This window comes from Symmachiella dynata (assembly GCF_007747995.1).
In the GTDB taxonomy this organism is placed as follows: Bacteria; Planctomycetota; Planctomycetia; order Planctomycetales; family Planctomycetaceae; genus Symmachiella; species Symmachiella dynata.
This window is the reverse complement of the sequence record NZ_CP036276.1, coordinates 171220-197195: the sequence shown is the minus strand read 5'-3', so window position 1 is coordinate 197195 and position 25976 is coordinate 171220. Positions and strand designations below refer to the sequence as shown.

General features: G+C 55.3%; 13 protein-coding genes. 4 read left to right on the top strand and 9 right to left on the bottom strand.

Annotated elements, in window-relative coordinates; all coding sequences use genetic code 11:
• Window positions 1-76: 76 nt before the first annotated feature.
• The 4 genes from Mal52_RS00680 to Mal52_RS00665 all read left to right on the top strand — a co-directional run bounded on the left by Mal52_RS00680 (window position 77) and on the right by Mal52_RS00665 (window position 10346).
• Window positions 77-3928, top strand: a complete 3852-nt coding sequence (locus tag Mal52_RS00680; protein WP_145373698.1) for a tandem-95 repeat protein — start codon at window positions 77-79, stop codon at window positions 3926-3928.
• Complete coding sequence (locus Mal52_RS00675) at window positions 3925-7875, top strand: CHAT domain-containing protein (protein WP_145373697.1); 3951 nt, start codon at window positions 3925-3927, stop codon at window positions 7873-7875. The genes Mal52_RS00680 and Mal52_RS00675 overlap by 4 nt, the downstream gene beginning before the upstream one ends.
• Window positions 7876-8130: 255 nt before the next feature.
• On the top strand, window positions 8131-9228 hold the full coding sequence (locus Mal52_RS00670) for an EAL domain-containing protein (protein ID WP_145373696.1): 1098 nt from the start codon (window positions 8131-8133) through the stop codon (window positions 9226-9228).
• Between the two features lie 122 nt (window positions 9229-9350).
• Window positions 9351-10346, top strand: coding sequence for an endonuclease V (locus Mal52_RS00665; protein ID WP_145373695.1), 996 nt, complete (start codon window positions 9351-9353; stop codon window positions 10344-10346).
• A 15-nt stretch (window positions 10347-10361) separates the two neighbouring features.
• On the opposite strand, the gene Mal52_RS00660 is transcribed toward Mal52_RS00665, so the two are convergent.
• From Mal52_RS00660 to Mal52_RS00620, 9 genes are all read right to left on the bottom strand, one after another.
• The gene (locus Mal52_RS00660; RefSeq protein ID WP_145373694.1) at window positions 10362-13199 is read right to left on the bottom strand and encodes a TlpA family protein disulfide reductase; all 2838 of its coding nucleotides are present in this window, start codon (window positions 13197-13199) and stop codon (window positions 10362-10364) included.
• Between the two features lie 3 nt (window positions 13200-13202).
• Entirely contained in the window at window positions 13203-14306 is a 1104-nt protein-coding gene (locus Mal52_RS00655; RefSeq protein WP_197534576.1) for a prenyltransferase/squalene oxidase repeat-containing protein, read from the bottom strand.
• A gap of 50 nt (window positions 14307-14356) precedes the next feature.
• Entirely contained in the window at window positions 14357-15241 is an 885-nt protein-coding gene (locus Mal52_RS00650; protein ID WP_145373693.1) for a hypothetical protein, read from the bottom strand.
• A gap of 100 nt (window positions 15242-15341) precedes the next feature.
• Window positions 15342-16136, bottom strand: coding sequence for a hypothetical protein (locus Mal52_RS00645; protein ID WP_145373692.1), 795 nt, complete (start codon window positions 16134-16136; stop codon window positions 15342-15344).
• 143 nt (window positions 16137-16279) lie between these two features.
• Window positions 16280-17323, bottom strand: a complete 1044-nt coding sequence (locus Mal52_RS00640) for a hypothetical protein (RefSeq protein WP_145373691.1) — start codon at window positions 17321-17323, stop codon at window positions 16280-16282.
• Window positions 17324-17340: 17 nt separating this feature from the next.
• Window positions 17341-20610, bottom strand: a complete 3270-nt coding sequence (locus tag Mal52_RS00635; protein ID WP_145373690.1) for a hypothetical protein — start codon at window positions 20608-20610, stop codon at window positions 17341-17343.
• Window positions 20611-20659: 49 nt separating this feature from the next.
• Window positions 20660-22855: a VWA domain-containing protein gene (locus tag Mal52_RS00630; RefSeq protein ID WP_145373689.1), complete on the bottom strand. Its 2196-nt coding sequence runs from the start codon at window positions 22853-22855 to the stop codon at window positions 20660-20662.
• Window positions 22852-24834: a BatA domain-containing protein gene (locus Mal52_RS00625; RefSeq protein ID WP_145373688.1), complete on the bottom strand. Its 1983-nt coding sequence runs from the start codon at window positions 24832-24834 to the stop codon at window positions 22852-22854. The genes Mal52_RS00630 and Mal52_RS00625 overlap by 4 nt, the downstream gene beginning before the upstream one ends.
• Window positions 24831-25742 (bottom strand): DUF58 domain-containing protein, encoded by a 912-nt coding sequence (locus Mal52_RS00620; RefSeq protein WP_145373687.1) that lies wholly within the window; start codon window positions 25740-25742, stop codon window positions 24831-24833. Before Mal52_RS00620 ends, Mal52_RS00625 begins: the two co-directional genes overlap by 4 nt.
• Window positions 25743-25976 lie beyond the last annotated feature (234 nt).

The window sequence follows — 25976 nt, the reverse complement described above, 5'->3', positions numbered from 1 at the left end:
GAGCAATGACTCCTCAATTTGTTTCAAGGAAGAACTGAATTTCAAACGGTCTTCGGTGCCATTCTTGGGAACCACTATGTTGGGAAACATCGGCGAACATCTTATCCGCAAGCTGGAACGCATTATCGGGCTACCAACCGATGCGCGAACTCCGCGCCTGCGGCAAATCATGGGACTGGGTACGGATCGGTGCGAACTTGCGCTATTTCGGCGGTTAGATTTTGAATGCATGGAAGGACGGACGCTCCTGTCTGCCGACCTAGGATTTGCCTTTGGAGTTGGCGATAACCAGGACGATGTTGGTTATGAGTTGGATACCGATAGCGCAGGGAACGTCTATGTCACGGGTGAGTTTCGCGGGACTGTTGATTTTGATCCGACGGCCGGTGTGACAGACTTGGTGAGCAACGGAGGCAGCGACGTCTTCATTGCAAAGTACGACTCTGATGGAAACTTTCTGTGGGCCAAAAGTTTTGGCGGGACGGGAGACGACACCGGGCAGAGTATTTCGGTCGATGCTAGCGGCAAGATTTATGTCATTGGAAACTTCGATGGTACAGTCGGCGTGGATTTCGATCCCGGCGTTGATTCGGACATCAAGGCTGGAGGCAGTACCTCCGATGCATTCGTCCTCAAACTAGATGCTGCCGGCGAATACGAATGGAGCAATACCTTCATCGGCGCCGGATTCATTTCCGGAACAGACCTCGAAGTCGACGCTGCCGGCAACGTTTATGCCGCCGGCTCATTCACCGGGACAGCGGACTTCGACCCGCTTGCTGGGGTCATCATACCAATCGCCACGAACGGTTCTTTCGATGCGTATCTCGCAAAAATGAACAGTGACGGCGATATGGTCTGGGTCGAAACATTCGGTGCCGGCCGCATTGACGGGATTTCAGGAATCGACTTGGATTCGTCAGGCAATATCGTGACGACCGGTTACTACATGGATACTGTCGACTTCGATACGGGAGTCGGTACGTCCTTCGGAATCAGCGGTGCCGATAGCTTCGATACGTTTGTCTCTAAGTTTGACTCGGATGGTACGTTTTTGTGGGTCACCACCACTCAAGCAGCGGGTCAGAATGTTGCGCGCGACGTGGTTGTCGATGCGGATGACAATATTGTGTTTGTCGGCAGCTACACAGGCACGGTTGACTTTGATCCCGGTGTGGGTGTGGCCTCGTTAACCAGCGAAGGCGGCAACGATATATTTGTCACCAAACTGGATTCCTCCGGAGCGCTGCTTTGGACCGCCAGCATGGGGGGAGAGGACGAAGATATCGCCTACGGTGTGGATGTCGATGCTAATAACAACGTCTTTGTCGTTGGACAATATCAAAACACAGCCGACTTCAACCCCTTGGGGCTCGATATTTTCAACCTGATTTCAACGGCTTCCTATTCCGCTTTTGCCGTAAAACTAAATTCGGCAGGTGACTTTCAATGGGCAGCCACCTCCGAAGGAGCGGGCGACGCTTATGCTTATGGCATCGCCGTTGACATGAACGGTCGGCTGTTGAGTACCGGTTCGGTCTTTGGCACGACGGACCTAGATCCCACCGCCTCAACGGAGACGGTCGTTTCCTCGGGCGGTTCGGACATCTTTCTTCAAGTTCTATTTGATAATACACCACCGACAACGTCTGGAATCAGCGACGTCAACACCACCGAAGACGGCGCCGACGAGGTGGTCGACCTCTTCGCCGCCTTCAGTGATAATGAAAACGCGGATGCCGATCTAACATACACCATTACGGGCAATACGAACGCCGCGCTCTTTTCGGGTCTCCTCATCAATGGTGTAGCCGGCACATTGACGCTCCAGTTCGATGAAAATGCCTTCGGCAGTTCGGTCATTACTGTCCGAGCCACCGATAGCGACGGCCTCTATGTGGAAACGACATTTACGGTGAACGTTGCCGCGGAAAATGATGATCCGACAACGTCTGGGATCGGCGATGTCTCTGTTGCAGAAGACGCAGCCGATACGGTGATCAATCTGTTCACCGCATTTGCCGATGTTGAGGATTCCGACTCAACTTTGGTCTACTCGATCACCGGCAACACAAACGCCGGTTTGTTTTCCGGCATCAACATTGATGGGGGCGCGGGCACTCTCACGTTGTCCTATGCGGCCAACGCATTCGGAACAGGCTTGATCACCGTAAGAGCGACCGACACGGAAGGTCAGTTTATTGAGACCACATTCACGGTGACTGTCGCTCCTGAGAATGACACACCGACCACAGTCGGAATTGCGAATATTACCGTCCTTGAGGACTCTCTCCTCAACCACATCGATTTGTTTGACGCGTTTGCCGATGTGGAGGATGCGGATACGGCGCTGAATTATACAGTGACCAACAATACCAACCCCCTGCTCTTCTCCGACATCTCCATTGACCCGGTGACGGGAAAATTGTCGGTGAATTTAGCCTCGAATCAATTCGGGACGTCGGATATCACCATTCGTGCAATCGATACCGGCGGGGAATGGGTGGATACGACATTCAGGATCACCGTGATATCACAAAATGACATTCCGGTTTCCGACAATGACTCATATCAGCTGTGGCAGAACAGTCGATTGGACACCAACAATAGCGTGCTCGACAACGACTCAGACGTAGAGTCGTCCGATCTGCAAGCGGTATTGGTCCGAGGAGCGGCGCATGGTCGCGTGATTTTGGCATCCGATGGGACGTTCTCGTATATACCCGATGCGGGTTTTTACGGCGTTGATCAATTCACCTACGCGGCCAGCGATGGGAGTGCGCTTTCGGAGACATCGACAGTAACCTTGTCAGTAGCCCGAATGCCGACAGCCGAGGGTGATGACTTTGCGGTCATTGCAAATACACCATTGTTGGTCAGCGACGGCGGCGTGTTGAACAATGACAGCCCCGCAGATGGAGACATTGGGCAGGTGGAACTTGTCTCCGGACCGGCACATGGAACGGTCAGATTGTACGCCAATGGGGAGTTTCTCTACACACCCGATGCCGACTATGTCGGTCAAGACAGCTTCAGCTACAGAGTTGTCGGGTCGGACTCCACCTCGGCAGCGGCCGCGGTCACGATTGATGTCCAACCGCCACCACTGGTATTGAATGACGCTGAGACAGGTATCGAGAATCCTTTTGACTCGACGAATGAACTCATCAATTCTTCGCAGGCAGCGGCCGCTATTTCAGACGCGGTCGCGGCCCAAACGTCTTCGCAAGCTCCGCATTTGAATTCTGTGACCGACACAGATGAATCGAATTATTTCGTATTTCACGGATCGGATAACGACCTCGGCCTGTACTCTCTCACTGGCGGTGGGGTAACTGATCCGCAACTAGTCGGACAATTTACGGACGCGCATTCTGATGCACCTCTGGGCGACGTAGATGCCGCTGGTGGGAACGGCGCGTTGGTGGCTGATAGTAATAACGCGATGCAGCTTCGGACTGGAAGTTGGGCGGTGCCTGTCGACGATGACCTGTTGCTGAACTCCGCCTATTTTGAAGGGGATGAAAGCGCTTTTGTCTTTGACCGGATTATCGAACAAAGCTCCACAGCCCAGAATTCCGACACGGTGAATCCAGAGGATGTTCAGCCCGGCATCTTGGCCGAAAGCGATGCCAAATTGGTGCAATCTGTTCCCGCCATGGTCCCCTGGCAGCTGCCGGAAGGAGACGAATCACCGCATACAGGCGACGAAACGTGGATCACCTCCCCAGTGCCTGCGGAAGACTCGGAGTCCTATTTTGGTTCCGGCGATGAACTCAGCTCGACACATGTCGACCAATCCGTGCTGGCGGTCATCGCCACAACAATCGCCGCCGGACATGTTTCCCATCGGAAAAGTACGCAGCAGCGCAAAGCAGCGAGTAAACACAGGTTTTCTCCCCCCCTCAACGAGAATCCCAAGTCATGAATGGCGGCAAATTGATTCATCTCCCGCGCGCAGCAATCTTTTGCTGCGGACTATTCGTCGCGATCTTCACTGATGGCCAGTCGGTCATGTCGGCGCCGCCTCATCGTGACATCATGCAACAGGCGCATGTGGCCTACAATGCGGGTCGTTTCCTGCAAGCCGAGCAATTGTTTCGGCAAGTCTACGACGAGACATCCGAACAAGACCCACAGGACAGTGCCACGCGCCGAATCTGTGCGGAGCAATTGTTTGAGATCTATTATCGGTTGGGGCATTACGATAAAGCTGTCCAACTGGGGGTTGGCTTGCGCACAGCTTTGCAAACAGCGGGAGAACCGAGTCGCCTGCGATCCACCGACATGCGACTGGGGAAATGCTACTTCACATTGGCGCATTACCGACAGGCAGAAGATTTCTTGCAACAAGCGCTAGCACTCCCAGTCGATCGCCCATTGGACCCGGTCCTGAAAATGGAGGGACTGGTGACGTTGGCGATGATCGCCGATCGTCTTGAAGAGCAAGACCTCGCAGACCGGCGCTGGCAGACGGCTGCAAATTTTGCAGGGACGATTCTGCGCGACCATCGCGAAGCCTTGCCGCTGAGAGACCAAATCGTCCTGGGCCACAACTTGGCTCGCGCACTTCGCAAAACGGGACAGGCCGAACAATCTGTCGCCCAGTTGCAATCGTTGCTGACATTATCCGCAACTCATGATTACGTTCGCGGCCGACAAATACTCTTGGCTGAGCTCGCAAATCAATACGAGGCGATGGGGGATCTCGGCCGTGCAATTGGTGCCCTGAAGAGCGCCTTGGCACTCAAAACCAACGACGGTCCCGCGACGGCGATGTCTCGTGCCGACCTGTATAGCCAATACTCGATTCTATTGAATCGTCATGGCCAAGCCGACGCCGCGCGACAAGCCGCCGAACAAGCGGAACAACTTTATTACAACATCATTCAACAGGCGGCCGGCAAAGGCCACGATTCGTTGGAATCGATGAATGCATTTTGGAAACTCAAAGACCTGCTGCGCTACACACAACAATACCGACAAGCAGTCGAATTGGTTTCGGATCAGCCTTGGAATTGGTCCAAGGACAGCCTACCGGCCTATCACCTCACCAGTGAGCGCGGCGCATTGCACGCCGCCGTTGGTTCCTATCCCGAAGCCCGCCAGTTTTTGACACAAGCTTTAAAAACGCGACGGGAGCAAAATCCGCTGGACCTCAGCCAGTTGCCGCGCACATTGAATAACTTAGCACTCGTTGAACAAGCAACAGGCAATCTGGCCGAGGCCGACGCGCTGTGCGAAGAGTGCCTCCAACTCTACCAGCAATACGGACTGCCGGAAGATCGTGATCTTGCTGAAACCTACAATCTGCTGGCAACCAACGCAGCCTTGGCTGCGAATTATTCCACAGCGGTTCGTCTGTACCGTCGCGGCATCGAAATCTGCCGCAAGTGCGGCACGAAAGCGGACGGCCATCGTGGAAACTTGTTGCTCAACCTGGCAAAGACCTACAAGTCCCAAGGTCAATTCGCTGACGCGATTGAGCAATGCGAAGAAGCACTCGCTATCGCCAAGTCCTCGGGCATGTCGTCTGCCAATTCTGTCAGCGAACCTGCGGTTTATTGCGCTTTGGCAACGATGTATGCCGCTGAAGAGGATTTTGAAAAGACTCGAGAATTTGCCAACAAGACGCTGCAACTCTGCAAACAGTTGAACGTCGCCGACGGCCCGGTGATGAGCACCGCTCAACACTGCCTGGCGATTGTTGCACTGGTCGATAAAGACTATGCACAGGCCAATGCACTTTGGCAACAGGTTCTGCAGCAACAACAACAATCGGGGCAGCATGCCCTTACCGCTCGGAGTTATAACTATTTGGGTGCGACGGCGCAATTGCAGGGCGATTTGAAACAAGCCGAACAGTCGTATCGCGCGGCATTGCATGTACTCAACGACGATTCCGACACCTATCCAGTCATGCGATTCGTCAGTTTGTGGAGGCTGGCGCAGCTTCGGCACTTGGACGGTGACGAATTGGAATCGCGAGAATTGCTGGACGAAGCGATCGACATTGCCGAAGAGACGCGCGTTGATACGTATGGAGCGGAACAACATCGCGCTGATTTCTTCTCGCAATTTGCCCCCGCCTTTGACGCAGTGTTTCACCTGAGCCTCCGCGACGGCGACTATGCACAAGCCTTGGCCTATGCCGAACGGGGTCGCAGTCGCACGTTTCTTGACCAACTCAAATCAGCCGGTGTCGACCCCCGCCAGGGACTGTATGGCACAGCAGATGAACCACTGTTGCTAAAAGAACAGAGCCTCAAACGCCGCATCAATCACGTTCGCTCGCAGGCGCAACAGATGGCCGAGTCGGACGCCAACAGTGAAGAGACTCAACTCCTCTTAGCTGAGTTGCAACAGGCCCAAGATGAATATGCGAAAATCTGGCACCAGATTCTCGATGCCAGTCCGCAATATCGCAATCTGCTGGTCAAAAACCTGAACCAATGGAGCCAACTGCAACGTGACGTGGTCCGCCCAGGAACAATGTTGTTGTACTACTATTTGGGCCGCAGTCGCGGCTATTTGGTGGTCATCGGCGATGAAATGAAACAACCGGAAGTCTTTATGTTGGACATCCCGGTCGGATATCACGTGAATGCAAACGTGGTCACAGCACGGCAACGGCGAATGGCGTTGTCGACGCGCGGGCTGAAACGACAGCGTGTCGATATCCCCACCCCCGCCGGGATTCAGGTCACAAAAAAACCATTGCCGTTAACCCGCGCCCGCGCAGACGTGTTGGTCGACAACTACCTGCAGTCATTAATGATCGAAGGAGTCGAGTCCGTACGTGGCGTCCGAAGAAAACGTGTTAAAAAAGAGGAAGATGCTTTCGGACCGAGTTCCACAGCCATGGCGGACATTCTATTGCCGGCAGCGGTGAGGGATCACATTCGTCAATCCAAGCCCGACCGGTTGATCGTGGTTCCGGATGGAGCGCTGCATAAACTTCCCTTGGAAGCCTTGGTACTCAGCGACAAACCACAGCCGCGGTATGTCTTGGATGAATTTCCACCGATTTCGTATGCTCCTTCCGCAGGGGCCTTGGCCGCGCTTGTAGCGCAGCCGCGTAACGACACGCGCGGTGCTGCGACATTGCTCACAATTGGCGATCCAGCCTATCCGCTTTCAAATCGTTCTCAGAAACTACTCGCTGCAGCCGACCCGATTGACGGTGACTATCTCGGCATGCGAGGCCAAGTCGACCGGTTACCGAATACCGACGCTGAAAGCCGCCGCGTCGCTAGCCTGTTCGATCAGAAACGCGTCACAGCCCTGCGGGGCGAAAAAGCGACTGAGGCCAATGTGTTGGCGGCGTTGCCGGGGCAACGTTATTTGCACTTTGCCGCGCATGCGTTCGTTGACCAACAGCACGGCAACCTGCTAGGAGGCATTTTGTTAACGCCTCCCCAGACTGCGTCCGCTGCGGAACAGTCTGATGGTGTCCTGGCGCTGAATGAAATCTATACCTTAAAGCTGAATCAATGCGAGTTAGCTGTGCTCAGTGCCTGTGAAACCAATGTCGGTCCCGATGGAACGATGGAGGCCGGGTTTAGCTTGGCACGTGCCTTTTTTAAAGCCGGTGCGCGGCGCGTGGTTGCCAGCCACTGGACGGTCGAAGATGAATCGACCTCGGAACTGGTGGGAGAATTCTTTCAAGAGATGGCCGATCAGTCCAAAACAGATCAGCCGGTGAACTATGCAAAAGCATTACAAACAGCTCGTCGCCGCGTCCGCAACAATGCCCGGTGGTCACATCCCTTCTTCTGGGCACCATTCGTACTGATTGGCCCCGGAGTGGAGGATCCGTCCGCACCGCAACCGGCGATTCCGCACGATGGTTTGGGCGACTTATCGCGAAAATAACGCTTGCAGCACACGGGAAACCCCTAGGCACGAAGTCATGTTTCACCTTGATTTCCGTGAACAACCGCTGTTTTTGCTACGATCGCGATTCACAACCACGGAAACTCACGGAGAGCGTTTGCTTAGGAGCATTTCGCGAGCCACACTTTAATGTAGCGCTGGAAAATCGAAACAATCATTTAGCGGAATCACTGCGTCGCAAGGTCCCGATTGATTTTTCCCAAAACCGCGGAACGTTACGTAGAGTAGCTCGCCATGACGACTCAAATACTACCTGCGACCGATCAAGAACTATGGTTCTTGGAAGGGCTCATCGATCAGCGCGATCGGGTGCAACATATTCCGATCAACTCGGTCCCGTTTCGCATCGGTCGCTCCGCCGAGCTGGGACTCTGCTTGCCCTCGCCCGCGGTTTCCAAAGCACATGCCGAAATTGTGTCGGTCGGAGATAAACTCTTTCTCCGAGATTTGGATAGCACCAATGGAACATTCGTCAACGGCCATCGCGTCGCTGGGACGACTCCGATTGGCGAAGGGGACTTGATCCAATTCGCTACAATCGATTTTCGAGTGAAACGCGAAGCTGCACAGAGCTTCAACAATACCGTTTCTGATTCCTCCTGCGACCTGAGTGGGATGCTGGCACGGTTTCACAACCTGATGTCGTCCCGCGCGGTCGTTCCGGTCTTTCAACCAATCATCGCATTCGCCGACAAGAGCGTCATCGGATATGAAATCTTGTCGCGGAGCCGGATTGATGGACTGGAAACACCACGTGACATGTTTCTGGTGGCCGAACGATTACATTTGGCTGCGGAATTGAGCACGATGCTACGCTGGGAAGGAGTACGAACCGGCGATCAGATCATTCCCGCGACCAACTTGTTTATTAACACACACCCGTGTGAAAAGATGACACTGGGACTGCTCGACAATCTGCGTGAGCTCCGCGAACGATTCCCCGAGCGGCCATTAACCATTGAGATTCACGAAGGAGCTGTCACGGACTTAGAGGAGATGCAGACCTTTCGGGAGGCAATCACCGAGCTAAATATTGGCTTGGCCTACGACGACTTCGGCGCTGGACAGACGCGGTTGCTCGACTTGGTTGCGGTTCCCCCCGATTACCTCAAGTTCGATATCAAACTCATTCGCGATATCCATCTCCATCCGCAACAGCAACAGATGGTCGAATCGCTGGTCACGATGGTTCGTGATTTCGGGATCGCCGCTCTGGCGGAGGGGATTGAGCGCCCCGAAGAAGCTGAAGTCTGTCAGCAAATCGGATTTGATTTCGCGCAAGGTTATTTCTTCGGCCGCCCCATGCTGGTCGACTCCGTCCCGGTTGCGTAGCCGAACTCGCCAACGCTCACTGCTGCGCTGCTTGATTGCCATTGCTGGGCAATTGTATCATCGTGCCATCGCGCTGAAGTTGCGCGGCTGAGTTCATTTCCCGCCGCCGGAACTGTTGCTGCATGGAAATTGACGTTGAGATTCCCGATCTGCCGGCCGCGTTGCGGGCGTTAATTGCCCAGATTCCACCGGGCCGCGTGACCACTTATGGTGCATTGGCCGCAGCGCTGGGTAGCGATAGCGCGACCCGCTGGGTCGGTAGCTTTGTTTTGGATCCGCTGGTCGCAGCCGCATTGCCCGTGCACCGCATTGTCCGCGCCGCTGGCGAACTGGGCTTGTATTACACAGGGGATGCGGCCGACAAATGTCTCCAATTGCAATCCGAAGGCATCGAGGTCGAGAAAGATCGCATTGAATTATCACGGTGGTTTTTCGATGACTTTCAATCATCACAGCCGCTACGGACATTGAGCGCGCTGCAAGAGGAATACACCAAGCGACTGCAACTGACGCGTCCCGCAGCGCGGCCGCAAACCGTGGGCGGGGTGGACCTTTCTTACATCACGGACGAGAAGGCTGTTGCTGGATACGCGTTGATCGATGTGGCCACACGCAAACTGCTATGGTCGACCACACTGACAGCCGCGGTCGCGTTTCCGTATATCCCTACGTTTTTGTCCTTCCGGGAATTGCCGTTGTTGTTGCAGCTGTTGGATCAAGTCCGGCGGGAGGATCGCATGCCGGATCTGGTCTTTGTCGATGGCAACGGCGTCATGCACAACCGCCGCATGGGTATTGCCAGTATGTTAGGTATCGCCGCTGACGTGGCGACGGTGGGGATCAGCAAGAAATTATTGTGTGGCCACGTTGAGACGGATGATATGGCGCATCGCGAAGCGCGTCCCGTGGTGGATGGCGAAGAAGTTTTGGGGATGGCGCTCAAATCGCGCAACAGCTCGAAGTTGATTTACGTTTCCCCGGGGCATCGCATCGATTTTGCCACAGCCTTGGAAGTCACGCAAAGCCTGCTGGCCGGACATCGCCTTCCTGAACCGACCCATTGGGCCGATAAACTGAGCCGCGATGAAGTCCGCCGCATTTCCGCCGCTCAGTCGTAGGACTCGGTCGACTCTCTATTCGGCTGTGGAGTCATCGTCTGCTGCGGACTCTTCTTTTGGGGTCGGTTGCTCATCGGCTGCAGGCTGCGCGTCGGCTGGTGGGTCTTCGCCGGGCAGTTTGCCGGAAATGACTTCTTGCAGTGCTTTGCGCAATTGTTCACCGAATTGCGGTCCCCCGCCGATGAACAGCCGCACAATTTTGCCATCTCGATCGATGATCACCGTCTGCGGGATGGAGGTAGCGGAATACTTGTCGGCGACTGCCCCATCTTGGTCCAACGCGACTGTCGGCGACAATTTGAGACGTTCCAACGTTTGACTGATACGCTCGGGATTTTCTTCCAGGTTTACGGTGATCAATTCGACTTGCTGTCCCTCGAACTCGCGTGCCACGCCGTCCACTTGTGGCATCGCCTGCATACATGGACCGCACCAGGTGGCCCAAAAATCGAGGATGATGATTTTCCCTTTCTGGTCCGCGAGGTGAAAGTCGCCCCCTTGCATCAGCTTTAAAGTAAAGTCGGGTGCCATTTCGCCCACCAATGCGGAATCCAGGCCGGTATTTTGCCCGCCCGACGCGGAGAGGTAGCTGGGTTCGACAGCGTGCTTGAGTTTCCATTGATGGTAGGTCAACTGGGACGCCGCCTCTTCGATAGCATCGCCGAAGATCAGTTGATCGACAACCTTGATCTCGACTTGGCATTGCCCCAACACATCGCTGGCACCCGAAATCGTTGCATTGGTCACTTCGCTCGGTTCGAAGGTCAACCGGGAGCTGTCACTCCGCATGGTTTGCACCCGTAATTTGGCGGGCGGTTTCTCGACTGGGGCTTCGTCAGCCGATTCGTCGAGATTCAGGTCATCGCCATGCAACCAAATGATGCGTGAAACATATTCGCGGCGAATTTTTTTCGTTTCCAACCGGACTTCGACGGTGAGGTATTCCTCGTCCATGTCCAGAATCCGTGCCCGCAAGTAGTCCCCTTTGATTGACCGAATCATGTGCGTGGGAGGATTGTGTTTTTGCATGCGCGGCAACGTTAACAACCGCTCTCGTTTTTTCTTGCTGAATTTGATAGTCGATTGCGCTCTGACAAATTCCACAGCTTTGACTTTTTCGTTGGGCACGAATTTGGCGTCGGTCATCGTCGAATCGAAGTAGACCCCTTTTTCATCAATCCGTTTCACCTTACCGGGAATCACGTCCCCGGTATAAAGATGAATGGCCCGTCCAGACGGTCCCGAGACTGCGCCGGGTGAATTTCCAGTGGATAGTTTTTCGATCACGCCGCCCCAAAATCCGCGCCGCTGACGGACCACCCGTCTCCGCTGCTGCTGCACCGGTTTTTTTGGTTGTGGCGGCGGCGGATCGCGATAGACGATCCGGCCGGAAGCCTCTGCTTTAAGTGGACTGCTGGAGAGCCCTTCCCGCGGATGAAACATCAGGCAACTGCCATCGGCTTCGGCCTGAGCGTCGACCAAATAGCCTCGCAGGCGAAGACCGGGGATTTCTAATCGACCTTCGCGTTCTTCATGAGCCTGCGGTGGGAGTTGTTTGTCGGTTGAGGCCAGCGAATGCAAATCCGTGGCAGGAAACACGAGTTCGTTTTCGATACCCGGGCATTTGAAGAACATCTTGCCTTTTTCGATTTTGACAATCGACCCGCTAATGCGATTGTTGTCGGGAAAAATCGCGCTTATCACACGCGGTTCCTCGGGTGTCTCAGCGGGCATCGAGAAACTAACGGCCTGGCCTTCTTTGATACGGACTGGTTTGTCGTCACTGAGTATGATGAATTCCTTTGTCTCCGCATCATAAGATTGCACATTGCCGTTGATGATTGTGCCGTCGGCAAGGTGTGCGCGCGATGCATTCCCCTGGACATCATGGGGCGCTTCGCCGTTCCATTCCGTAATCCGCAAGCGATCCAACCGCAGGTCGCCCCGTTTGTTCATCACGCGCAATCCGGCGAGCGTAAACGCGGCGGGGGAGTTTGACTTGGCGACTTCCAAATCTCCCAACCGACGACCGTCAGCTGTATAGGCAAAGATGCGGTTTTTTTCTTGGTCAAGATAGATCTGCAAATGCAATTGCCCGTCACCCGCTTTGAGTTTGAGCAGCGACGTGACGTCGACCTCGTCATCGGTTTCGCGCATTAAGACCAAGTCCTGTTCCCAGACCTCGAGGCGAAATGCTTGTTGGATATTCTTGGGGTTGTCGTCGACGCCCAGCGCAATCACAAAGTCCGCTTTTTTCTTCCAAGAGATTTCTAATTCAATGCCGGCGCGGCTGGGAAGATCTAAATCGCGCTGCAAGAAGGCGTCCTGGTTGTTCGTGACCAATTGCCCCCCTTCCTCAGTCCATGTGGCAGTCTCACCGGAGTGATCCCAGCCCCCCAAACCGTTGGGACCTTGCCAGATGACCTTGGCGCCTTCGCCCCAACTGAGAATCCGTCGGATGTGACTGCGGGCGATCTTGAGTTTGCCAAACCGCGTCGAGTCGAGCACCATCTCCGTCGGCGACAAGCTGACCAATTCGCCGAACAGTTGGTCACCACCGGCAAGTTCCACGCAATAAGCGCCCGTCGGTGCGGGGCGGTCGAGGCCCACGGGAAAATGCACCGAAACCACTCGCCCGGCGGGGAAGGTCAACGGCTTTGTAAATTGCGGCGAATTCCAGGTCACGACATCGGGCGTCGCGGAATCACCCAGGCTACCGGTGATGTAGTCGCCGCTTGCCAACCGTAAAATGGCATCTTTGCGAACATCATCCGCGGCGCTCAGCGATCCGCCAAATCCGGCGAGGGCCGATAAGCACAACATCGACGTTAAAATAGCGCTTTGAAAAGTCATAGCTTATCGCTCGTAAATCGGCAGAAATCGGTAATTCAATGCTAAGGCCAGCAAATTCATGGATGTGCTCAACGATGCTCCGAACTGGCCTTGAAAGCTGCCATCGGCTTGTTGAACGGTCTTGAGCCGGCGAATAAGAATCTTGTTCCACTTCTCCCAGGCTTCGACGTCCCCTTGAAACAACGCTTGCGCCTGATAGTAGCGGGCGTATTCCGGCCAACTGCCCGCTTCGCTTTCCACTCGGTCGGTGAGATATTTGACGGTCGCTTTATATTTGTCCAAGTCCTTGCGATGTGCGACGGCATAGACCAAAGTGGCAATCGAACTCCGCGCCAACGATTCACCAAACCCACCCAAGCCAGAATAGCCAACCTCGCCCGACCCGGAGGTCATGCTGGCGAAATAGGCGACGGCTTTATCGATGGCCGTGTCGGGAACTTCGATCCCCGCATTCCGGGCGGCGAGCAACCCGACCATCACCGATCCACTGACCGAGGTATCCGCGTCGTTGGAATCGGGCGAATATCGCCATGCGTTGAGTGGGTTTTTTTTCTGCGACGTGATTGCGGCGCGGACGGCCAACTCCAACGCTTCGCCGATTGAGCGAGCATTGTTCTTTTTGCCGACGGGCCACAGGTTGCGCTCATCCACCGCTCCATAGGCCTCCGCCAGGCCCAACATGGCAAATCCGTGGTGATACATACTGTTGCCAAAAAAACCGGTCCCCGCGTTTTGTTCGGAAATAATGCTCCGCAAACAACGCCGGATGTTACTGCTGTATTTCCCGTAATTCGGATCTTCTCCCGATGCGAGAAACACCATCAGCCCTAAGCCGGTGACGCCGGGGCCGGTTTGGCCGTCGGACCAGGAGCCATCCGCCGCTTGCGTGGTGGCCAAGTATTGCAAACCCCGGTCATACATTTCGCGGACATCGCGGGGCACAACGTCGCCGTGGCGGATACCCGGCAATGGTGCCTGCGCTTTCGCCACTGCGGGCGACACAGCGGGCGAGAGAATCAATCCTCCCAGAACCGCCGCAAGCAGCAGATGCCTGACAGAGCGCGGCGAGCGGGTGCGTCTGGGTCGTCGTGGTTTGGTTTGAGTCATCAAATTCGTGCCTTCCGGCAATTGGTCGAATGAAAAACGTGCCTTTAAGATCAAGGGATATACCCTTCGCGCCGAAGTGTTTGCTGCATGCCCTTCCCTTGCCTTACCTGCGGTTTAAAAACCTCCCACTGCGCCTCATCTAAAATCTGCTTGACTGTTGCCTCGGGGATTTGGGAGGCGAAAAACCAGACCACATACTGGTCATATCGCCCGAATCGCAGCGGCGGCGGGGCGACCTCTGAAATCAGCTTGATTAATTGACTGCGTTGCGCTTCGGTCAGGGGCATGCGGCGTTCCAGCAAACTGACCGCAACCGCTACCTGGGCATTGAAGCGGAAATTGCGCCGCTTCAGTTCGGCACGGTCATATTTTACCCGTTGCTGTGGCGTTAATGTGCCGCGGATTGTTTTGTGAAACAATGAATCCGTTTCGAAGAGTCCGGAACTGACCTTTTGTTGCAGCGGTTGGATCTCCTGCCAGATATTTCCAAACGCATTGCGGTCGTTGCGGACGGCCATGAATTTGGCGCGCATCTTTTCGACATCGTCATAAAACCGTTTGATGTCCCCTGCGGCGGCCAACGACAGCTTCTGTTTTTGAGTCTGATCGAGATTGCAGATGCGGTGGATTTCGTTCATCCGCATCGTCAATTGCGAATCCAGCCGCTTGCGAGCTTGCCGCGCATTCCCATTGCCGCGGAAGACCCATTGATCGAATTGTTCGGGGCTGATTTGAAATCGATTGACGGCCACTGGCTGCGGCGCATCTCCCTCGACCAAACCATCATCGTCTTGTCCAAAAGCTATCCCGCTCCAGAAACCGCACAGCAACAACAACCCGCCCCACACCACATGGCGCAGCAACTGCGCCACAGCGGACCAGCCACGAAGATGGCGGTTGGGCAATGTTTGGGTTGTTGAAACGTCGGTCTGCACCAGCGTGGTTCCTTGTTGGTTATGAGACGAGTGGATTGTTTGTTCGATTTATTCTAAGCCGCCCGTGCGGCCCAAAGTTGGGTCGCGCACCAATCAGCGATCAATTGATATATCCGTTCCGCTTGAGTGTCACCTCCAACCGCTTTCCGAGCGCCATGCGATGGCTGATGGCCTCCCATTGCATAGCAGTAAACTGTGGTTTGAGCTCCTCGTGAGGAACTTGAGCGGCGTAATACCAGACGACATGATAGTCGAGATGTCCTGTTTTAATGAGTGGCTTTCCGGCAGCGACAATTGAAGTAATGAGTTGTTTGCGCTGTTCCGGGTTAAGCGGAGTCGTCTTCTCCAAGTCGTTCACAGCAAGTATCACACGCGCCTCGAAATGTCGCTGCCACTTTGTTTTATTCCAGTGATCAAGACGAGCGGATTGTTCGGCCGAAAGTGTGCTCTGGAGGTATTTTGCGAATAAAGATTGGTCGCCAAATAGATTAGAGACATATTGCTTCTGTAGCGGTGCGATTTCCAATAGAAACTTTTGTATGTGACGTCGGCCGTTGCGGTCCTTATTATTTTTGTCTTTCAAATGGTCCAGTTTTTCAAAGAACCGTTTGATGTCCCCGGCGGCTGCGAGACTCAGTTTCTGTTTTTGCACATCGGTCAGCAGACAGCCACGATCGATGTCCGCTATCTGGGCCATCAACTGTTGATCAATTTGTTCCCGGATTTGTTCAACGTTAATCGCGTTTTGCAAAACATAAAGAGCAATGTGGTTGCCATCCGCCGAATTACCCAGGAATCTATTGATTAGAAGTCGTTCGCGTTCTTCGACAATCGCAGCCGCACGGACATCGTCCTGAGCATCCACTCGTACCACAGCTACTTGGCACACCAACAAACCTGCGATTCCGTAAATAGCCGTGCGTCTGACTGGTCTCGAGATTACTCCACCGACACGTCGACTGCGGCCACTACTCGGCAATGTTCGGATTGTTGTGACGACGGTCTGCACCAGAGTGGTTCCTTGTTGTTAGACGGCCATTACTCAATCAATACATCGATTCCGCCTTCAATGAGCACATCAGCTCCGCCATTCTCCGGTTCGGCATTTGCCTCCTCCTCAGGCAATTCAAAGTCGTCAACTATTTCGTTGACGCGGCCTCGCCCAAAAATGCCGACTTGTTGTGGTCCTATTCTTTGCAGCGTCCGCCAGACATCTTTTTGGTAGTCGTCTAAAATTGCCATCAGCGACCCGCTGGAAACTTGTGGCACGAACTGAGGGTTCATCATCAAAACCTCAACAGTCTGGCCGTACTGTTCCCGCCAATTGTCTTCTAGTGCTTTTTGAAGTTTTGTTCGTTGCTCCTCCGTCAGGCGTAACTTCTCGTCTATGCGAGCCACAAAAAACTGAACGGTCGCTTGCTGAAACCGTTTGTCCCGCTTGGTGATCTCTTCAAGATAGCGAGCGGCCTGTTCGGGTCGTAAGTTTGTATCAACCAGTTTCTTGACTTCCGCTTGAACCGTCGCCCGCTGGTCGACACTCAAGGTCGCTTGACCGTTGATGAACCCTCCGCCCCGCGCGCGAAGTTTTTTTTTCTTACTGAGTTTCTTCATGAAGACATCTATCGATTCCACAGCTGCAACCGCCACCTGCTCACGCTGCTCCGGCGACATGTCGCAGATACGGTTTGCGTACGCCAGCTCGACTTTATACAAATTCCGGAGTTGCTTACGGGCTTGATCCGCCCGCATGGCTTGACCGTTTTGTAGAAAGATCACGGCGCCGAGTGCCTTTGCCTTCACAGCCTTCTGCTTGGCCTGTCTTTGTTGAGCGATAAATTTTAACTTTTTGGCAACAGCCGCGTTCTTCGCAGCTGCTGCGGCCTGCTGTGCCGCCGCCTGCTTTGCCACTGCGGCTTTTGCTTTCTGTTGAGCATCCTTTTGCGCAGCCTCTGCCGCTGCGGCCGCCTTGTTTTCGTCGGCCGTATTTTTCTTCGCGGCAGCTTCCTCGCCCCACGCCGCAGGACTACCAGAAGTGAGGCAGAGACAAACGGCGAGGAGGATTGCTCGCATTGCGTATCGCATCGTGAACTTCCTTCCCGTTATCGACTCGGGCGTTCGAGTTGATTGAAGTACTCGTCCAGACCGGCGCGGAATTCTTCGGGCAATCCCGATCCCGTTTCGCCCGTCGCTTGCTGCGCGCCATGATCTTCGCGAACTTCTTTCTCGTTCACGCCGCTGCCGATCAGCGCGATGGCCGCATCCTGTGTGTCGCCACCACCGCCGCCACCCGGGTTGGAACCCCCGCCGCCACCTCCGCCGGGTTTGATCCGTTTCGAGGCCAACAGCAGTTCAATGACCTCCGTCTCGGCGGCAATCGCGGGTGCATCGGTATTCGGCGATGCCAGAATTTCGGCCGCTTCCTGCATGACGGAGGCGACTTTTTGCATCAAGGCAATTTCCTTGCCGAAGAGTTGTTCGCCATCCTTCAGTGCGCGAATCCGTTTCTCCACATCTTCGATCTTGGCTTTCAAACCCTTCTGTGTATTGGCCAGCTTATTCGCTTCGCCTTCATATTTTTCTTCGGCCAGCGCGGCCTTTGCCTGTTGGGCGACGCGCGTATCCTCCCGGAGGTTGATTTCCGCTTCTAAGACCTGCAACACCGCCAAGATAATAGAAGGGGGTAAGCTGCCTTTTGATTTACATCCCGGACATTGCCCGGCACAGGCGGGGTCGACCAAGTCTTCGGCCCAACGGTCCAGCGAGTCGGACCAATATTCGGCTTGCGCGATCGACAGTCCATGTTCTTTGGGAAGGTCATCTCCCAATTGACGCAGGTTGCCGACGACATCCTGTTCCTTCATGTCTTCCAATGTCGACTTGAACTTCATCATCTTGCGGCGCTCAAAGTAAGCCTGCATGTCATCCATGATCACCGACACGTTTTGGCTGCTTTGCTCTTCACGGCCGGAAAGACCTTTGAATACTTCGCGACTTGGTTTATTAATACGCGAAGTAGCGACGCCGAAGGCACCATCGATCTGGTCGCCAATTTTGCCGGCAATTTTGTATTGTTCACGAGACGCCGCCTTGAGCCGTTTGACCAGCGTGCTGCCTTCGAGGTTGGCCAGAATGTTGTTCAACTCATCAGCGATGCGGTCAAACTCGGCCAACAGGTCTTCCTGTTCGGCGATCGCCTCGTCCATCTTCTTTTTCTGCGGCGGTTTTTTACCGCTGGAAGGTCCACTGCTATCCATCAACGTCGTGACGGGCAACCGCAATGACGGGCTGCTCGGATCCTTCGGTTCTTGTTTTTCTTCCGGCTTTTTATTCTTGTCCGCCAACTGCTGCGACGATTCCACGTCGGAGATGCCCGGCACGGCTGTCGGCTTTGCGTCTTTGTCTTCTTTCGTCGGAGCCGGTTGCCCCGATTTGATGTCGCGCACATTTCCAATCGTGGGAGCTTTGTTGGCCGGCTGGTTGGATGCGGTTTTTTGAGCTTCGGACGCTTCTTTAAGTAGATCCGCCACCGACGGCATACGATTGTCCGAAATGTCTTTAAGGATCTGCAACATTTCAGCCCATTGTTCCAGATGGCCCACGCCGAATTCCGGGTTGCGCGAAGCTTGGCGAATCAACTCCGTGCCGCTGTCGGTCAAACTCGACAGACGGCGCCCATTGGCTCGCTCCGCTGCGGCTTGACGGTCGATGCGTTCGCGGTTTTCCGGCTTGTCGAGATCGTCCGGCGTGAGTTCACGCAGTTCTTTGTTGACCCCATACAATTGCAATTCGCGGTCGCGAACTTCCAACGACTGGCGATGCCAACGGCTCAGTTGATCGGTGAGCCAAATCGCGTGCTGTTCGGCATTGAGCACGTACATCACATACTCGGGTGAATAGACCCGCTCACGGCCGGGGAAATAATCCTCGACGAAGATGCGGAGGCTAATCGGTTGTGGTTCGATTCCTTGTGATTGCGCTGAAAAGGTCCCGGTGATATCAAGAGCGGCCAGTTCGCTGCCACCGGCGGCGAGAATGCGTTCCCCTTCCGCCCGTTTTTCGACAAGTGTTTCATCCAACCCTTGCCATTCCATGCCAATGCGGCGGACGCCGAAGTCGTCACGGGCTTTGACCTGGAACGTCAGTTGTTCTGAATCGAGCACCACGCGTTTTCGCGGTAGGTTTTCACAGGAGAGTGTCGGCGCCTCATCGTCGTGTGCTTTGACCATTAGATTAAACGGCTCTTTACCGGCCAATCCAAATTCGTCGCGCCATTCGATCACCAACTCGCGCGATTCATCGGCGGTCACCGGGATGCCCGTGATGTCAGCCCCTGAGGATTTGACCGGCTGGCCATTGACCGAAGCGGACAGCAAATTGCGTCCGGCTGTCATTGAAAACGTGGCTTGGCTGCCTTTGACCATGGAGATCGAACCGCCACGGACGTCGCGTTCAAACGGCTTGTCTTGTTCTAAATATTCCGGCAACCGCACGTTGGCAACAACCGAGGTCAACTCGGGCCGCAACGTCGGGCGGATCAACAGGTTTTGTCGCGAATCGCCAATACGAACATTCATGGGCCCGTCGTCGATCTGCGGCGGAATTTCAAACTCGTACGCACCGTCCTTCAACTCCGCGGCAATCGCTTGTTGCCGCCCCACTTGAATCTCGCCCTGCAACGGCTGCCACTTTGAATCTTCTTGGAGAGCAATCCGCAACTGGTGCGGTTCGCCATGGGCGATGACCAATTCCGCCGGCAAGGCTTCGACAGCGGCAAAGGTGTAGCGCGGTGTGTTGTTCCAGGGAGTGAGCAAACGCGCCCAGGCATTGCTGGCGGCTGCCGGAACGAAGAGTGACAAACCGGCTGCGATGGCGACGGCAACGATCGCCAGTCCGCTCCACAAGCGATGCCGCGTTCGTGGAGTCGCGGTTTGAAAATTCTTAGTCTGCGCGTCTTCGGCAACCTGAACAATCGCCGCTTCACACAGCGTGCGCGAGCGGGCTTGTTCGGAATCACTACGAACCAACTCGATGATCCCCAGCAGGTGATCGCCGAGCAGCATTTTCTTGCCCAGCAAGCGCGCCAATTGATCTGGGCGACGTTGGCTCCAAATCCAGCGATGCAAATACCACGGCACAATCAAACATCCACCCAGAGCCGCGAAGAAGACACCCAGACGCAACGCCTGCGGCGTATCCCACAAGCGGTCCAGCACAAAGACCGACAAGAAGGCGACGACCACTGCGAAGACAGCCACGCAGGCGGCTTCGATCATTTTGATCGTCCACACTCGGCGACGAAATTCGTCGAGCTGCGAATTGAGTGACGGCGGCAGTTCCAAATGGTGAGTGGGCTTGGAAACAGTGCTCATGGCCGTGTTCCTTGAGAGCATGAGGAAATGGTGTTTGACCGCAGTATTATCATATCAGGCCGGCCGCCTTGCGTCCTACCCAAAATACGCCGAACAGGGCAATCAGACAGGCTGCCGGAACGGGATGACTCCACAACTGTACACGCCGCACCGAGGCGGGTGGATCGGGTAGTGCAGCCAATGAGTTCATCACATCATCGATTTTGTCGGCTGCGATAACTTTTCCGCGGGTGACGCGGGCCAATTCATCCAAGACTTCCGGCCGCGCCGGTCGACCGGCCCGTTCGTTGGCGACCCCTTGGACGAAAAACGAGGTTTCTAACGTTGTGCCCGTTTGCTTGCAGGTCAGCACCATTTCGTGTTGACCAGGCTCTGCGGTCGTGAACCGGCCCGCGAATGCGCCCCATTCATCCCCTGCCGAAACAAACCGCACGGTTTCCAGTTTTCCTGAGGGTGACGTGATTCGGGCCACAACATCTCCCTTGGTCAACGGTTCGCCGCTCTTCTCCATCACGTTGGCATTGAACATGACCGTTTGATCGATTTGTGGTTGGTCGGGCGAGTAATACAACCGCATCGATTCGCCTTTGGCCATATTGCGCTGATACGCCATCCAGCGGACGACTTGGCCCCAGAAACGATAGTGGTATTTGTCCTCAACCCCTTTCCGCCAGCGCCAAGCGCCGTCGGTTCCCATGAACAACACTTTGCCCGCGCCATATGTCCGCGTCACCAGCAAGGGGACGCGGCCATTTTTATTGGTTTCACTTTCGTGGACACTCAGCACGTCGGTCCCTGCCCGTGCGCGGAGCACCGGTGCGTGCCATTGAAAGCCGGGCAATCCGCTCCAAACCTCGATATTGTCCTCGCGCGTGTCGGCCAGTTTGGTTAACAAACTCCGCCGGCCTAATTCGGTCAATTCAAAATGACTCGGCGTCCGCGAGCCCCATCCCCCTGGCTGCGCTTCGTCGAGAACCACCGGATACAGCGCATCCAATTCGGTTTCCAACAACGAAAACTGCCGTCCATAAAAACCGGGCATGAACACCAACCCGCTCGCCTGATGCTCGACCAGCCCTTTGAGCAACCGGCACTGTTCGACGGTCAACTGCCCGTCATCTAATCCCACATCGCCCAAGAAAACCACATCGTACTGCGAGAGTTCATCCAGCCCGTCGGGGAACTCTTTGATGTAATCCCGATTGCCGCCGCCAACTTTACTCAGGCCGGGGTGAAACAACAGGCAGGATACCTCCACACCCGGGTCGCGCGAGAGCGCGTTACGCAGATAACGGTATTCCCAACGCGGGTAGGATTCCACAACCAGTACGCGTAGTTTCTCTTCGCGGATTGATATCGGCGCAGAGAGCTCATTGTTGTCGGTCAGCGATTCGTCGTGATGCGTGGGGACGTTGACCGTGAGTTGGTAATCACCGATTTGCTCCGGTTTCCAGATGATCCATTCGCTGGTGCGGCCCATGGCCTTGACGTTGATTTCTTTCTGCAACTCCTCACCATCGGACGTCCGCATCGTCACCGTTGCCACATGATCGCGCGGCAGCGAGCTATTGATCGAAAACGGAATGCGGACCGATTTACCGGCCACGCCGAATGTGGGCGCATCGAGGCTCAACAACTCCACATCGGGTAACGGGATCGAGCTACCGACTGGAACCGCGAAAATGGGGATCTCCTTCAGCCGCATGCGTGTCGCTGCCTGCACGGGAGGCGGGCCTTCATTCCAATCTCCATCCGACGCAAAGACCACGCCCAACAAATTGGATTGCTTCTCCATGGCATCATTCAGCGGTTGATACAGATTGCTTCCCGGACTCTTCGGAGACGAGAACGGTTGCAGGACCACATTGATCCGCTCCTGCAATTTGTGCCATGCCGAGGATTCCGTCAGCGGGGCAATGGCGTCACGACGTGTTGTCAACGCATCGGCCGATTGTCCAGCGGTTTTGACATCCCGCGTTTCCATACTGCGTGAGTCATCCCAGAGGACCACCACCGACGGCTTTTCATCCGGCAAGAACTCTTCGATGTATTCCGGTTGGTTGAACATGACTGCCGCAAAGATCACCAACACCAGCCGTAACAACTCCAGTAGCCCGAACGTCCGCTGATAGCCGCTGCGGCGCCAGGCGGCGTAACAATAGGCGGCTGTCACCAGTACCACGACGATGGAGATGCCCAACGACCAACCGGTCCACTGAAATGTCAGCGTGCGTGTGGTGTTCATGCGGCGGCTCCTTGAGTCGGCCGAATTTTCGGCAAGCACAGCGCGGCTTCCACAATCATCGATACCATCATAATGGCTAAGAACACCCGCCAAATCTCCTCGATCAACGAATTGATCGTTCCCGCTTCATCATCCACACGGGCAAAATCAAGTCCATTGAACAACCCCGCCACCTTCTCATCGGCTAACAGGGAGGCTTGTTCTTCTTCGGCCGAACGGTTGACCGCCAACAAGCGGTCACCCGCCGTATAAACGCCGCGATGAAATGCATACTCCGTGGACAACCCTTCTTCGTCGCCGGTCAATCGCTCCCAAGTGGTCGCCAATTCAATTGGCTGTTCACCGGCGATCAGTTGCCGTGTATTACCCAACGCCTCGGCTCCAGACGCCAAAGCCCGTTGCACAGCGACATACAGCACAATGCCGTTGGTGGCCAGCGTTGAATCACTCGGCGCCGGAGTGGTCGCACAAAAATATACGCCGCCATGATCGGTCGTCACGCGTGCCAACAACGGCGTGCCACCGGGCAACTGAGCCAAGGGAGTCACTTCACCGGACAGTTCACAGTATTCGCGAATCTGCAGTTCGCCAACCGGCAGCGAGGTGCCGCTGAGCGTGTGCGCGAGGATATCCTGATCGCTTCGCCATGTTTCGATGCCAATTTCCTTGGGCGGTTTCTGCCAGTCTTGCCAAGCCACGCCCATGAATTCCCGTCCACTGGTCGACCGCGGGGGGAAAAACACAACACGGCCGCCACGGCCGACAAAACGGGTCAGTTGTTGGGCGACATCTGCGTCGGGCAGCGGAGCCTGCCACAACACCAACGCCATTTGCTCCCACTCGACGGTTCCCAACTGATCTTCGGTCACGACAGTAGCAACGCTCTTGGCTTGCGGATCGGGAGAAATCGATGCGGTCAGTTGCAGCGGCCGGACGTTGGTTGGATCGTCGGCCACAATCAGCGTGTGCCGCTCGGGGGGTTCATCGAAGGCAAAATAGAAATCGTTGTCGGCCGGATTGGCGTCGGCGGGAATCGACACGCGTCCCCAGCCCTGTTTCTGGTTTTCCGTCAAACCGATGCGGTAATCCTTCAGTTCGTATTGTGTCCCCACCATGTCGACATTGATTTCCGATCGGGCCCCGTCGATCTCCAGTTGTACCGGGACCGCCAATCGTTCGTCCGAATCCCCTTCCCGCGTCAAATGCAGCGACACTAACAACTCAACGCCCTCGCTGGTTTGTTGCCGCCGCACGTCCGTCACACGAACGGCCACGTTTTGCGGAGCAGCGCGGGGATAGGCCAGCAAATGGAACCGTACCCCTTGGGAGAATTCCAAAAAGCTGTCCCGCAGTGATTTCCAACGGCTGCTTTCAGCGTTCCAATCGTTCTCGCGCAGGTCGGAACAGATCCAGATCTCCGTCCGGCCCGATTGGTTGGCTGCAATGTAACTGTGCGCTGCCTGCAACATGGCCGGGAGGTCGGCGGATGTACTCGTTGGTTCTGTTTCCGGCAGGTTCAATAAGTCTGTAGGATCGTTCAATTCGCGGGGGACATTTTTAGTGCTTTCGATCAGCACGTACCGCGTCGATCCGAGTGTTTCGAGAGTTTTGGCCAATTGCTGCCGCCCGGTTTCGAGCTTCGAGACGACCGCTCCCGGCCCGAGTTGTTGCATGCTGGGCGAACGGTCCAACAGAATGATCGTCGTATCCGCGCGGCCGCCGGCGGTCATACCCAACCAGCCACTGGCCAGTGGGCGACTAATGGCAAAGATCAAACCGGCGATCGCCAATGTGCGAAACAGCAGGATCAACCATTGTCGAATGCGCGCGTAGCCCCGCGACATGCGGTTGGCGGCGAGTAAAAACATCATCGCCGCCCAGCGCGTCGTTTGGTAACGGCGTTGGTTGATCAAATGAATGATGATCGGCAGCGCAATTATGGGTAGCGCCGCCAAGAGCATCGGCTGCAAAAAACTCATCGTACGCCTCGCGCTCGCGTCCGCCCGGCCAAGAACTGTGTCAAAACTTTTTCGTAATCTTCATCGATCACTGTGCGGTGGTAATCGATTCCTGTCTGCAACACGACCTGTTTGAGATTCTCCAGATACTCTTGAAGTGCTTTATGATAACGGTCGGCAATCTCGTTTGGCTCAGCAAAAATGGCCGGCCCACCTTCCATATCCAAAAACCGCATCGGGCGGCGAAATTCGAATCCCAACTCCTGTGGATCCAACAAGTGGAACGCGGTGACATCGTGTTTGCGAAATTGCAGATGCTCGAAACAGCTCCGCAACTCCGCCGGTTCCACAAAAAAGTCGGAGATGATCACAATCAACGCCCGTTGACGAATCGTTTCAGCCAACTCGTGCAACACGCTCGTCAACTGCGTGCCATCCTTGGGGACAGCTTTCTCCAACGTGTCAAACACGTGCATCAGGTGCGCAGGATTTCGTCGCGGCGGGATATTTTGAATCATGTTCTCGGCCACACAGGAAAGGCCGATGGCGTCCCCTTGTTGGACCGCTAGATAACTCAATGCGCCGGCGATCTTGCGGGCATACTGCAACTTGGTGATGTCGCCGCTGCCGAAGTCCATTGAGCCGCTGGTATCGAGCACCAGGCAACACCGCAGGTTGGTATCCGCCTCGAATTCCTTGACATAGAAACGGTCGGTCCGGCCATAAGCCCGCCAATCGAGCCGCCGCAAATCGTCGCCTGGGACATACTTCCGGTACTCCGCAAACTCCACGCTGGCGCCGCGGTGCGGACTGGGATGTCGACCGGAGACGCTGCCCATCATCGGCCGCCGCGCGAACAGCGGCAAACCCGATAAGCGCGACAGCGCCGACGGATCCAAGAACTCCCGGCGATTACCATCCGGAAACATCAACGACTCCTTCACCAGTCGAATCGACAGGTTACAGAAAACCCGCACACAACTCTGGATACCAGTTGCGGCAGGGCCACTAGTTGTGGCAAGGTCTCCCGACCTTGCCACCTTCACGACCTCAGGTCTCTAATAGTTGTTTCAAAACCCTCTGACGCGTCTCACCGACATTGATCTGAACGTTTCTAGAACAAGCGCAACCGGGTTTTGAAACTGGCTCTATAACCCATGCAA